Annotated in this window: 1 protein-coding gene; it reads left to right on the top strand. The window is 75.8% G+C overall.

The annotated features are described in order from the left end of the window. Positions 1–100: 100 nt before the first annotated feature. Complete coding sequence (locus tag B9S64_RS32345) at positions 101–14,455, top strand: type I polyketide synthase (protein WP_109492243.1); 14,355 nt, start codon at positions 101–103, stop codon at positions 14,453–14,455. Positions 14,456–14,464: the final 9 nt, after the last annotated feature.

Below are 14,464 nucleotides of genomic sequence, written 5' to 3' on the forward strand. Positions count from 1 at the left end.
GACGAAGGCGTCCCGGCCGACGCGCGCCCCATGGGAGCGGGCACCCGCCCCGGTCCGGTGACTGATGGTCCTGCTCGCCGTGAAGGAGTCCGAAGACACGATGGCGCACCCCGACGGTACGGAAGCACCGCTGCTGTGGACCCTGGCCGGCAGCGGCAAGGAGTCGCTGGCGGCCGGCGCGCGCGGCCTGCACGCGTACCTGGCCGGTCGCGACGACTGGAGCCCCCAGGACATCGCGTCCACCCTCGCGCGCACCGCTTCCGAGGGGAGCCGGCGGGCCGCTCTGGTGGCGGACGGCCGTGACGGATTCCTGCGGCGGCTGGACGCGCTCGCCGACGGCAGGAGCATGCCCGGCCTGGTGGAGGGCGCCGCCGGGGCCGCCCGCCGGGTCGCCTTCGTGTTCCCCGGACAGGGCGCGCAATGGCCCCGGATGGCGGCGGACCTGCTGGACACCTCCACGGTGTTCCGCGACCGGATGGACGCGTGCGCGCAGGCCCTGGAACCCTTCGTCGACTGGTCGCCCCTCGACGTGCTCCGCGACCCGGACGCGCCGGGCGCACCCGCCGCGGACCGGGCCGACGTGGTGCAGCCCCTGCTGTTCGCCGTGACGGTGTCGCTCGCCGCGCTGTGGCGCTCCCACGGCGTGGAACCGGCCGCCGTGCTCGGGCACAGCGTCGGCGAGGTCACCGCAGCCGCGGTTTCCGGCGCGCTGTCCCTGGACGACTCCGCACGGGTGGTGGCCCTGTGGAGCCAGGCCCAGGCGACCCTGGCCGGGCGGGGCGACATGGTCTCCGTCATGGCCCCGGCCGACGACGTCGAGCCGCGGCTGCGCCGCTGGGAGGGCCGCCTCGTCGTCGCCGCGCACAACGGCCCTCGGTCCGTGATCGTCTCCGGCGACCGCGACGCGGCGGCCGAACTCCTCGCCGACCTGGCCGCGGACGCGGTGCACGCACGGCGGATCGCCGTGGGCCTGGCCGCCCATTCCCCCCACATCGACACGATCATCCCCCGGATGAGCGCCGGCCTCGCACCGATCCGGCCCCGTACACCGCGGCTGCCCTACTACTCCGGACTGACCGGCGGACGACTGGACGCCCCGGTCCTGGACGCCGACTACTGGTGCCGCAACCTGCGCGACACGGTCAGGTTCCACCAGGCGACCGAGGCCCTGCTGCGGGACGGGCACGACGTCCTGCTGGAGGTCAGCCCGCACACCGTGCTGACCTCCGCCCTCACGGACTGCGTGGCGGAACACGGCGCGCGGGCCGCCGTCCTCGGGACGCTGCGCCGGGACCAGGGCGGTCCAGGCCGGTTCCTGACCTCGCTCGGTGACCTGTACGTGCGCGGTGTCACCCCGGCACGGGAAGCGCCGGCCGCCGCGCACCACGCCCGGGTGCGGGAGCTGCCGACCGCTGTCCTGGCGGCGCTCGCGCAGTCCGGCCCGGCGGACGCGGACGGGCCGGGCGGCACTGGCGGTGACCGGGAGGCCGGGACCACGTTCCGCGCGGAGCTGGCCGGAATGGACGTACCGGAGCGGCGTGCCGTGCTGGCACGGCTGGTGGCCGAGGAGATCGCCGTGCTGACCGGGCGGTCCGACCCGGTCCCCGCTGACCTGGCCTTCCTCGACCTGGGATTCGACTCCGTCACCGCCGTGGAGCTGCGCGACCGGCTGAGCGCGGCGACGGCGCTGCGCATCCCGGCGACGGCCGTCTTCGACTGCCCGACGCCGGTGGCCCTGACCGCGTACCTCTGCGCCGAGATCGGCGGCGACCGGCCCGACGGGAACACGGACGCGGACGAGCCGGTGCGGCGGGCCGGGGACGACGACCCCGTGGTGATCGTCGGGATGGGCTGCCGCTACCCCGGCGGTGTCGGCAGCCCCGACGAACTCTGGGAGCTGGTGTCGGCGGGTGCCGACGCCGTCTCCGCGCTGCCCGCCGACCGCGGCTGGGACACCGCCGGACGGTACGACCCCGCACCGGGGACGCCGGGCCGGTACTACCAGCGAGAGGCGGGTTCGCTCACCGGTGCGGCCGACTTCGACGCGGAGTTCTTCGGCATCTCGCCGCGCGAGGCCGCGGCGATGGACCCCCAGCAGCGGCTGCTGCTGGAGACGGCCTGGGAGGTGCTGGAGCGGGCCGGGATCGACCCCGCCACCCTGCGACGGACCCCGACGGGCGTCTACGTCGGGGCGATGGCCATGGACTACGGGCCCTCCCTCGAACAGGGCGCCGACGAGGGCGGCCACCTGCTGACCGGCAACACCGGAAGCGTCGCGTCGGGCCGACTGGCCTACACCCTCGGTCTGGAGGGAGCGGCGGTCACCGTGGACACGGCGTGCTCGTCGTCGCTGGTGGCACTCCACCTCGCGGTACGGGCGCTGCGGTCGGGCGAGTGTTCGCTGGCGCTGGCCGGCGGCGCGACCGTGATGTCCACGGTCGGCATGCTCGTGGAGTTCAGCCGTCAAGGCGGTCTGGCCCCGGACGGCCGCTGCAAGTCCTTCGCGGCGGCCGCCGACGGCTTCGGCCTGGCTGAGGGCGTGGGCATGCTGCTGCTGGAGCGGTTGTCGGACGCGCGGCGTCGTGGGCATCCGGTGCTGGCGGTGGTGCGGGGTTCGGCCACGAACCAGGACGGTGCGAGCAACGGTCTGACGGCGCCGAGCGGTCCGTCGCAGCAGCGGGTGATCCGTGCGGCGTTGGCGGACGCGGGACTGGTGGCGTCGGACGTGGACGTGGTGGAGGCGCACGGTACGGGGACCAGGCTGGGTGACCCGATCGAGGCGCAGGCGCTGCTGGCGACGTACGGGCAGGACCGGCCCGGGGACCGGCCGGTGTGGATCGGCTCGCTGAAGTCGAACATCGGCCATGCCCAGGCCGCGGCGGGTGTGGGCGGTGTCATCAAGTCGGTGCTGGCGATGCGGCACGGGGTGATGCCCAAGACGCTGCACGTGGACGGTCCGACGCCGGAGGTGGACTGGTCGGCGGGGGCGGGACGCCTGCTGACGGAGGCCCGTGCGTGGGACGACACGGGCCGTCCGCGCCGGGCGGGTGTGTCCTCCTTCGGTATCAGCGGGACCAACGCCCACGTCATCCTTGAGTCCGCCCCGGCCGGGGCTCCGACCGGGGCGGGGGAGGGGGACCGGCGTCCGGGGGCGGTGGTGTGGCCGGTGTCGGCGCGCAGTGCGGAGGCTCTGCGGGCGCAGGCGGGGGCGTTGGCCGCGCGGGTGGTGGCGGAGCCTGGGCTCGACGTGGCGGACGTGGGCTGTTCGCTGGCGACGGGACGTACGTCCTTCGAGCACCGTGCGGTGGTGGTGGGCGGCGACCGGAGTGAGCTGCTGGGTGGGCTGAAGGCGCTGGCGGAAGGGCGTGCGGCGCCGGAGCCGGTGGCCGGTTCCGGTGCGTCGTCGGGGCGTTCGGTGCTGGTGTTCCCGGGTCAGGGTTCGCAGTGGGCGGGCATGGCCGTGGGGCTGCTGGGTGTTCCGGGGGTGTTCGCGGAGCGCATGGCGGAGTGTGAGCGGGCTCTTTCTCCTTATGTGGACTGGTCGTTGACAGAGGCGCTGGGTTCGGAGCGCTTGTTGTCACGGGTCGATGTGGTGCAGCCGGCGCTGTGGGCGGTGATGGTGTCGCTGGCGGAGGTGTGGCGGTCGTTCGGTGTGACCGTCGACGGGGTCGTCGGGCATTCGCAGGGCGAGGTCGCCGCCGCGTGCGTGGCGGGTGGCCTGAGCCTCGACGACGGGGCCCGCGTCGTCGCGTTGCGTTCCCGTGCGGTGGCGGCGCTGGCGGGTCGGGGTGGTATGGCGTCGGTGCCCTTGCCCTGTGACGTGGTGCGTGAGCGGCTGGGCGCCTGGGGTGGCCGTCTGTCGGTCGCTGCGGTGAACGGCCCGTCGTCGACGGTGGTTTCAGGTGACGCGGACGCGGTTGCCGGGCTCCTCGGAGAACTCACCGGTGAGGGCGTCCGGGCCCGTCGTATCGACGTCGACTACGCGTCCCACTCCGGGCATGTGGAGGAGATCCGCGACCAGTTGCTCGCTGATCTGAAGGACATCACCCCGCTCTCGGGTGCGGTGCCGTTCTATTCGAGCGTGACCGGTGGCCTGTTGGACACGAAGGCCCTGGACGCCGGGTACTGGTACCGCAACCTGCGGGAGACCGTCGAGTTCGAGCGGGCGACCCGCGCGCTCCTCGCGGCCGGGCACCGCGTCTTCATCGAGTCCAGCCCGCACCCGGTGCTGGGCGTGGCGGTGGGGGAGTCGGTGGAGGCCGCCGGTGTGGACGCCGCGGTGCTGGGGACGCTGCGGCGTGACGAAGGCGGCCTGGAGCAGGTGTTGCGTGCGGTGGGCCGCGGGTGGGAGTGCGGACTGGAGGTGGACTGGTCGGGGGCGTTCCCGGGGGCGCGGCGCGTCGAGCTGCCGACGTACGCCTTCCAGCGGCGGCGCTACTGGCTGACGGCCCCCGCCGCCGTCCCGGCCGCCCCCGCCGAGGACCGCTGGGACGATCTGGAAGCACAGGACCCGGCCCAGCTCGCCGAAACCCTCGGGGTCGGCCGTGCGGCCCTGAACGAGGTCCTGCCGGCCCTGGCGACCTGGCGCACCGTCAGGAGCCGTGAACGCAGGGCGGAATCCTGGCGCTACCACGTCGCCTGGGTGCCCCTGTCGGTCGCGCCGGCGGACGGCCTCACCGGTCGCTGGCTCGCCCTGCGCCCCGAGGGCGACGACGCGGCGGCCGTCCTGGACACCCTCGGCGAGGCCGGAGCCGACCTCCTCCCGTGCGTCGTCACCGATCCGGGCGCGACCCGCGCACAACTGGCCGCTCTGCTCACCAAGACCGCCGGGGAGCAGCCGATCGCCGGCGTGCTGTCCCTGCTGTCCTGGGAGGAGCGCCCCCATCCCGGCTACCCCGACCTGCCCGGCGGTCCGGCGCTGACCCTCGCGCTGGCCCAGGCGCTGGAGGACGCGGGCATCGACGCCCGGCTCTGGACGCTGACGAGGGGAACGGCGGTCCTCGGCGGCGCGGAGCGGCCCGGACACGTCGGTCAGGCCGCGTCCGCCGCCCTGGGCCGGACGCTGGCACTGGAGCATCCGCGTCGCCGGGGCGGTCTCGTCGACCTGCCCGAGGTGCTGGACGCGCGGGCCGCCCGCCGTCTGTGCGCGGTGCTCGAGGGAGCCGTGGCCGATGAGGAACAGGTGGCGGTGCGCTCCACCGGGGTCCACGGACGCCGCCTCCGGCCCGCCCCGTCGTCCGGGCCCTCCTCACCGGAACGTACGCGCCCGCGATGGCGGGGTACGGTCCTCGTCACCGGTGGCACCGGAGGCGTCGGCTCGCACACGGCGCGCTGGCTCGCGGGCCAGGGCGCGGAGCGGCTACTGCTGGTGAGCCGTCGCGGTGCCGACGCACCCGGTGCGGACGCGCTGCGGGCGGAACTGACGGCGCTGGGCGCCGAAGTGGCCCTCGCGGCCTGCGACGTCGCCGACCCGGCCGCACTGGCGGCACTGCTCGCCGGCATCCCGGCGCGGCACCCGCTGTCCGCCGTCATCCACGCGGCGGGCGTCCTCGACGACGGTGTGCTCGACGCGCTGGACCCCGCGCGGCTCGCCGTGGTGCTGCGCGCCAAGCTGACCACCGCACGGAACCTGCACGAGGCCACCGCGGGTCTCGACCTGTCGGCCTTCGTGGTGTTCTCGTCGGTGATGGGCGTCCTGGGCAACGCCGGGCAGGGCAACTACGCGGCCGCCAACGCCGCCGTCGACGCACTCGTCGCCGTCCGCCGGGCGGCCGGGCTGCCCGGCACGTCCGTGGCCTGGGGCGCCTGGGCCGGGCCGGGCATGCTGGCGGACGACGTCGCCGCGCGGCTGCGGGACCTCGGCATGCCGGTGATGGAGCCCGAGACGGCCGTCACCGCGATCGGCCGGGCACTCGCGGAGGACGACGCGCTGGTCGTGGTCGCCGACGTCGACTGGCGGCGCTTCACCACGGGCACGGGCCTGCGGTCCACCGCCCTGCTCGACGGGATACCGGACCTGGCCGCCGAGAGGCCCCTCCCCGACACCACCGCACCACCGGCGGGCCGGGAGGGCGGCGGCTCCACCGACGCCCTGCGGCAGCGGATCGCCGTACTGCCGCGCCACGAGGACCGGGTCAGGGCCCTCACCGAACTGGTACGCACCCACGCGGCGACGGTCCTGCGCCACCCCGACGCCGACGCGGTCCAGCCCGGAAAGGCGTTCTCCGCGCTCGGCTTCGACTCGCTGACGGCGGTCGAGCTGCGCAACCGGCTCGCCGCCGTCACCGGACTGGCCCTGCCCGCAGCCGTCCTGTTCGACCACCCGACGCCGTCGGCACTGGCCGGCCGGCTGCTCGCGGACCTGGACCTGCCGGACGCGCCGAGCGGCACCGCCGGGTCCGCCCGCTCCGTCGGCGCCGAGGCGAGCCGGGCGGCGGAGCCCGGCAGCGGCGAGCCGATCGCGATCGTCGGCATGGGCTGCCGCTTCCCCGGTGGGGTCGCGCGGCCCGAGGACTTCTGGGACCTGGTCTCGCAGGGCGTCGACGCCGTCGGCGACTGGCCGTCGAACCGGGGCTGGGACACCGAGGGGCTGTACGACCCGGACCCCGACCGCGCCGGTACCACGTACAGCAGGCAGGGTGGCTTCCTGCACGACGTCCCCGAGTTCGACGCGGAGTTCTTCGGTATATCGCCGCGTGAGGCCCTGGCCATGGACCCGCAGCAGCGGCTGCTCCTGGAAACCGCCTGGGAGGCGGTCGAGGGCGCCGGGCAGGACCCGACCGCGCTGAAGGACCGGCAGGTCGGCGTCTACATCGGTACCAACGGCCAGGACTACTCCGCGCTGCTGGAGGGCGCCGAGGGAGTGTCCGAGGGCCATCTGCTGACCGGGAACACGGCCAGTGTGCTGTCAGGACGGCTGTCCTACGTCCTCGGCCTCCAGGGGCCCTCGCTCACCGTCGACACCGCGTGCTCCTCGTCGCTGGTGGCGCTGCACCTGGCCGTGCAGGCACTGCGGCGCGGCGACTGCGAGCAGGCCCTCGCGGGCGGGGTGACGGTGATGAGCACCCCGCGGCTCTTCGTGGAGTTCAGCCGTCAGCGCGGCCTGGCCGCCGACGGACGGTGCAAGGCGTTCTCGGCGCAGGCGGACGGCACGGGCTGGGGCGAGGGCGCCGGAGTGCTGCTGCTGGAGCGCCACAGCGACGCCCTGCGCCACGGCCACCCCGTACTCGCTCTGATCAGCGGCACCGCCGTGAACCAGGACGGCGCCAGCAACGGGCTCACCGCCCCCAACGGCCCGTCCCAGCAGCAGGTCATCCGTGCCGCCCTGGCCGACGCCGCGCTGCGAGCCGACCAGATCGACGCGGTCGAGGCCCACGGCACCGGCACGAGGCTCGGCGATCCCATCGAAGCGCAGGCGCTCCAGGCCGTCCACGGACCGGCGCGCCCGGCGGACCGTCCGCTGTGGCTCGGCTCGGTGAAGTCGAACATCGGGCACACCCAGGCGGCGGCCGGGGTGGCCGGGGTGATGAAGACGGTGCTGGCCATCCGCCACGGCGAACTGCCGGGAACCCTTCACGCCGGGACGCCGAACCCCCACGTGGACTGGTCCGGCGGTGGTATCCGTCTGCTCAGCGCGCGCACCCCGTGGCCGGAGACCGGGAGCCCGCGCCGGGCGGGCGTGTCGTCGTTCGGCATCAGCGGCACCAACGCGCACGTGATCATCGAGCAGGCTCCGGCCATCGCGGTCGTGCCCGCTCCGGACCGGACCGACACCTCGGGCCTGACCGACGCCCCGGACGTGCCTGTCCCGGACACCGCCGCCGCCGCGACGGCCGTCGCGGCGGTCACCGCCGTCCCCACCGCCCGCCGTACCGGTCCGCCCGTGCCGCTGCTGCTCTCGGCCAGGACACCCGAGGCCCTGCGGGCACAGGCCGGCCGGCTGGTGAGCCGGCTCGATGCCGACCCGGACCTCGAACTGGCGGACGTCGCCTATTCGCTCGCCACGGGACGAGCCCCGCTCGAACACCGGGCCGCCGTCCTGGGACGGGACCGGGCGGCCGTCCGGCGCTCGCTCACCGCACTCGCACGCGGCACGTCGGCGGGCCGACCGCTCACCGGCGGCGCCGTACGCTCCGGCAGGACCGCCTTCCTCTTCCCGGGACAGGGCAGCCAACGGGCCGGGGCGGGTGCGGAGCTCTACCGTGACGACCCGGTCTTCGCCGACGCCCTCGACGAGGTGCTGACCGGCTTCGACCCGCACCTCGACCTGCGCCTGCGCGACATCCTGTTCGCCGGGCCCACAACCCCCGGCGCGGACCTGCTCGACCGCACCCGGTACACCCAGCCCGCGTTGTTCGCCCTGGAGACGGCGCTGTTCCGGCTCGTACGGCACTGGGGTGTGCGGCCCGACCTGCTGATGGGGCACTCCATCGGTGAACTCGCCGCCGCCCACGCGGCGGGCGTGCTGGACCTGCCCGACGCCTGCGCGCTCGTGGCCGCCCGGGGACGGCTGATGGACGAACTGCCCGAGGGCGGGGCGATGGTGGCGGTGGAGGCCACCGAGGAGGAGGTGCGCCAGGCCCTGCTGGACGACCGCACCGGGCACCCCGTCCCGGAGCGGGAGACGGACCCGGCCACCGGCCGGGACGCGGTGGACATCGCCGCCGTCAACGGGCCCGCCTCCGTGGTCCTGTCCGGTGACGCGGACGCGGTACGGCGCCTGGCCGGGGCGTTCCGCTCCCGAGGACGGCGGACCCGGCGCCTGAGCGTGAGCCACGCGTTCCACTCCGCCCGGATGGACGGGATGCTCGACGCGTTCCGGGACGTGGCCGAGTCGCTGACCTACCACGCGCCCGGCATCGAGATCGTCTCCAACCTGACCGGGCGTACGGCCACGGCCACCGAGCTCAGCTCCCCCGACCACTGGGTACGCCACGTCCGGGGCACCGTGCGCTTCCTGGAAGGCGCCCACCGGCTGCGTGCCGAGGGCGCGACGACGTACCTCGAACTCGGGCCGGGCGGCGTGCTGTCCGGCATGCTCCACGCCTGCCTCTCCGACCCCGGCCCCGGCCCCGCCCCCGCTCCGGGCGGAACCGACGACACCGGGACGGTGCCGCTGCTGCGCGACGGCCGTGCCGAGCCGGACGCGGTCCGCACCGCGCTCGCCTCGCTGCACGTGCGCGGCGTACCCGTGGACTGGTCGGCGGGCTGGAGCGGCACCGACGTACGCCGGGTCGATCTGCCCACGTACGCCTTCCAGCGCAGGCGCTTCTGGCCGGAAGCCGCCCTGGACCCGGCCCCCGCCGCCTGGCGCCGCCGGGGGACCGCCGCCCCCGCCGGCCCCCACCGCTACCGCATCGCGTGGGAGCCGCTCACCACGCCCGCGGAACCCCGCCTCTCCGGTCGCTGGCTGCTCGTCACCCCGGACGGGCCCGGCGCCGAGGACACCGCGCTCGCCTGCGAACAGGCCCTCGCCGGACACGGCGCCGACGTGGTGGTGATCCGGGTCGGGGCCGCCGTCGAACGCGCCGAACTGGCCCTGCTGCTACCGGAGTTCGGTTCACTGGAGGGCGTCCTGTCCCTGCTGGTCCTGGCTGAGCCACCCCACCCGGGCCCGCCGACGCCCGACACCTGCCTGACCGGGACCCTGCTGCTGCTCCAGGCACTGGGCGACAGCGGCATCGACGCACCCCTGTGGTGCGCCACCCGTGGTGCGGTGGCGGCCGAGGGCACGGAGGAAGTCCGTCCCGAGCAGGCCCAGATATGGGGCCTGGGCCGGGTGGCGGCACTGGAGCACCCGCTGCGCTGGGGCGGCCTGGTCGATCTGCCGGACCTGCTGGACGGGCCCGCGCTGGACGGGCTGTGCGCGGTGCTGGCCGGACGGGACGGCGAGGACCAGGTGGCCGTACGCGCGCCGGTACCGCTGGGCCGCCGGCTCGTCCCCGCGCCGGAGCCCGTGACACCCGCGCCCGCACCGTGGACGTCGCGCGGCACGGTCCTCGTCACCGGCGGCACCGGCGGCCTCGGCGCCCAGGTGGCGCGCTGGCTCGCGGAGCGCGGGGCGGAACACCTCGTCCTCCTCAGCCGGCGGGGCCCCCAGGCCCCCGGAGCCGACGCGCTGATCGACGCCCTGGCGGCGCTCGGCGCCCGGAGCACCCTGCTGGCCTGCGACGTCGCCGACCGCGCCGCGCTGGAACGGGTCCTGGAGCGGTTGCGCGACGCGGGCGACACCGTACGGGGCGTGGTGCACACCGCGGGACTCACCTCGGACACCGCGCTGATGGACTGCACACCGGAGGAACTGGCCCGGCGGACGGCGGCCAAGACGCGCGGCGCGGCCCACCTCCACGCCCTGTTCGAAGGCCGCCCCCTGGACACCTTCGTGCTGTTCTCCTCGATCTCGGGCACCTGGGGCAGCGGTGGCCAGGGCGCGTACGCGGCGGCCAACGCCTACCTGGACGGCCTCGCCGCGGCGAGGCGACGCCGGGGCCTGACGGCGACCTCGGTGGCCTGGGGCCCCTGGGCCGGCGCGGGTATGGCCGCCGGTGCCGTGGGCGACGGCCTGCGCCGCCACGGGCTGGTGCCGATGGCTCCCGAGGCGGCGCTCGCCGCGCTCGGCCTGGCGCTGGCGCTGGACGAGAGCGAACCGGTCGTCGCCGAGCTGGACTGGAGCCGCTTCGCGCCCACCTTCGGTTCGGCACGGGACAGCGCGCTGCTGCGCGGCCTGCCGGCCGCCCCGGAGCCCGGGGCGGCGGACGCCCCCGCCGGGCCCGGTACGGACGGCGAACCGTCGTGGCGGCACCGGCTGCGCCGGCTCTCCGAGCCCGAGGGCCGCAAACTGCTGACGGAACTGGTCCGCGGCGAAGCGGCCGCCGTACTGGGCCACGAGTCGGCCGCCGGCTTCGCGGCCGAGCGCCCGTTCCGTGAGGTCGGCTTCGACTCGCTCACCGCCGTCGAACTCCGCAACCGGCTGGTCGCGTCCACCGCTCTGCCGCTCGCGCTCACCGCCGTCTTCGACCACCCGACGGCGGCCGCCCTCGCCGCGCACCTCTTCGCCGGGCTGAGCGGCACGGAACCGGACACCGACGGCACGACCGGCACGGCCGCAGCGGACCTGGCGGCCGGCGTCGGCGACGCGGCCGGGCCCGCGGCGGCCGACGAGCCCCTGGCGATCGTCTCGATGGCCTGCCGGTTCCCGGGCGGCGTCCGCTCGCCCGACGACCTGTGGCGGCTGGTGGCCGACGGAGTGGACGCGGTCACCGCGCTGCCCGCCGACCGCGGCTGGTCGCTGGACACCCTCTACGACCCGGACCCCCTGCACCCGGGCACCTTCTACACCACCGGCGGCGGATTCCTGGACGGGGCGGCCGAGTTCGACGCGGAATTCTTCGGCATCTCCCCGCGTGAGGCACTGGCCATGGACCCGCAGCAGCGACTGCTGCTCGAAACCAGCTGGGAGGCACTGGAGCGGGCGGGGCTCGATCCCGCGTCGGTACGCGGCAGCGAGGGCGGCGTCTACGTCGGCGTCGCCGCCCAGGGTTACGGTACCGGCCCGCAGAACCCGTCCGACGAGGTCGAAGGGCACCTCCTCAGCGGCACGGTCACCAGCGTCGCCTCCGGCCGTGTCGCGTACACCCTCGGACTCGGCGGGCCCGCCGTGACCGTGGAAACGGCCTGCTCGTCCTCGCTGGTGGCACTGCACCTGGCCGGCCAGGCACTGCGCGCCGGTGACTGCTCGTTCGCGCTGGTCGGCGGCGCCGCGGTGATGGCGAGCCCGGACGTCTTCGTCGAGTTCAGCCGTCAGCAGGGCCTGTCGCCCGACGGCCGCTGCCGCTCCTTCGCCGAAGGGGCGAACGGCACGGGCTGGGGCGAAGGGGTGGGCGTCCTGCTGGTGGAACGCCTCTCCGACGCGCGCCGCCTCGGGCATCCGGTCCTCGCCCTCGTACGGGGCACCGCGGTGAACCAGGACGGTGCCAGCAACGGCCTCACCGCCCCGAGCGGCCCCGCACAGCAGCGGGTGATCAGGACCGCGCTGGCCACGGCGGGACTGTCCGGCGCCGACATCGACCTGGTCGAGGCGCACGGCACCGGCACCGTGCTCGGCGACCCCATCGAGGCCCAGGCACTCCTGGCCACCTACGGCCAGGACAGGCCCGCCGACCGCCCGCTGTGGCTGGGGTCGCTGAAGTCCAACATCGGGCACACCCAGGCCGCCGCCGGAGTCGCCGGAGTCATCAAGACGGTGCTCGCCCTGCGGAACGGCGTGCTCCCCGGCACCCTGCACGCACAGGAGGCGTCCAGCCGGGTGGACTGGTCGGCCGGCGCGGTCCGGCTGCTCACGAACGCCCGCCCCTGGGACGCCCCGGACGGGGACCGGCCGCGCCGGGCCGGTGTCTCCGCGTTCGGCATGAGCGGCACCAACGCCCACGCCGTCCTGGAGGAAGCACCCGCCCTCGAAGCCCCGTTGGCCCAGGACACCGGCCGCGAACCGTCCGAGGACACCGGGACCACGGTCCCGTGGCTGCTCTCCGCCATGACCCCCGCGGCCCTGCGCCGACAGGCGCGCCGACTGGGCGAGCACCTGCGGGCCGACCCCGACGGGGGCGCCGCCGGACCGGCCCGCGCGCTCGCCGCCACCCGCCCCGCCCTGCCCTTCCGGGCGGCCGCCACCGGCCGCGACCGCGACGCGCTCCTCGGCTGGCTGGACGCCCTCGCGGCGGGAGAACCCGCGCCCGACGCCGTGCGGGACCGGGCGCGCGGCGGCCGTACGGTCTTCGTCTTTCCCGGCCAGGGCTCGCAGTGGGCCGGCATGGCCGTGGCGGCGCTCGACACCTCCGAGACGTTCGCCGCGGCCATCGACGCCTGCGAACGGGCGCTCGCCCCGCACACCGACTGGTCCCTGACCGAGGTGCTGCGCGGCGCGCCCGGCGCACCGACGCCCGACCGCGTGGACGTCGTCCAGCCGGTGCTCTTCGCCGTGATGGTCGCGCTGGCCGCGCACTGGCGCGCCACCGGGGTCACCCCGGACGCGGTCGTCGGACACAGCCAGGGCGAGATCGCCGCCGCCTGCGTCGCCGGAGCGCTGTCGCTCGACGACGCGGCCCTCGTGGTGGCGCTGCGCAGCCGGGCGCTGCTGAGGCTGGCGGGACGCGGCGGCATGGTGTCGGTCGCCGCCTCCACCGAGCGGACCACGCGTCTGCTGCCCGCCGGGGGACGGGTGTGCGTGGCCGCGGTGAACGGCCCCGGAGCCGTGGTCGTCGCCGGGGAGCCCCAGGAGCTGGCCGCCCTGCTCGCGGCCTGCGAGCGAGAAGGCGTACGGGCGAGGACGATCCCGGTGGACTACGCGGCCCACTCGGCCCAGGTCGCCGAGATCGAGGACGAACTGCGCGAAGCTCTCACCGGGATACGCCCCCGCGCCTCGGCCGTCCCGCTCTACTCGACGGTGACCGGCGAACCCGTCGCCGGAGAATCGCTCGACGCCTCCTACTGGTACCGCAACCTGCGCGAGCCGGTCGGCTTCGCCGGTGCGACCCGCACCCTGCTGGACGCGGGTCACACCCTGTTCGTCGAGGTCAGCCCGCACCCGGTGCTGCTCGCCGGGATCGAGGCGGTGGCCGCGGAGGCCGGGCGGGAGGTGGCGGCGGTCGGTACGCTGCGGCGCGGCGACGGCGGCCGGGACCGGCTGCTGGCCTCCCTGACCGAGGCGTGGGCGGCGGGCGGCGGTCCGGTGGACTGGTCGCCCTGGACCGGGACCTCAGGGCCGGGCGTCCCCTCCCACCCCCTCCCGACCTACCCCTTCCAGCGCGACCGCTACTGGCTGCCCACACCGGGCCGGACGGCCGCCGCGCCCGCCACCGGGGCGCCGGCCGAGAGCACGGCGGAGGCCGCGGGCGACGACGACGGCACCCCCGCCGTACGACTGGCCGCCCGGCTGGCCCCGCTGGAGGGGCAGGCACGCCGTCAAGCGGTACTCGACCTGGTCATCCGGCACGCGGCCGCGGTCCTCGGCCATCCCGGAGCCGGTCCGGTGCGCCCGGAACGCTCCTTCTCCGACGTCGGCTTCGACTCCATGCTCGCGGTGCGGTTCAGGAACACGCTGTGTCAGGCCACCGGGCTGGCCGTCCCGCCGACGGTCGTCTTCGACCATCCGACGCCCGACGCGCTCGCCGGCTACCTGGACGCGGAGCTGTCCTCCGCACCCGAACCGCCCTCGCCGCTGCTGGCAGAACTGGACCGGCTGGCCGCGCTCCTCGCGACCGTCCCGCCCGGAGCGGCCGGCACCGACGGGGTCGGCGAACGGCTGAACCAACTGCTGCGCGGCTGGGACCGGCGCACCGGCGCGCCGGGCGGAGACGCACCACCGCCCGGACCGGTGGACGACACCGCCACGGCGACGGAAACGGCGACGGCGGACGAGTTGTTCGCCCTGCTCGACAACGACTTCGGCAACGCCTGAGAGAGAGCT

Origin of the sequence: Streptomyces sp. SM18, assembly GCF_002910775.2 — a bacterium.
GTDB classification, from domain to species: Bacteria; Actinomycetota; Actinomycetes; order Streptomycetales; family Streptomycetaceae; genus Streptomyces; species Streptomyces halstedii.

Coding starts and splice junctions, on each gene's coding strand:
- B9S64_RS32345 (WP_109492243.1), top strand. CDS start 101: ATGGCGCACCCCGACGGTACGGAAGCACCGCTGCTGTGGACCCTGGCC.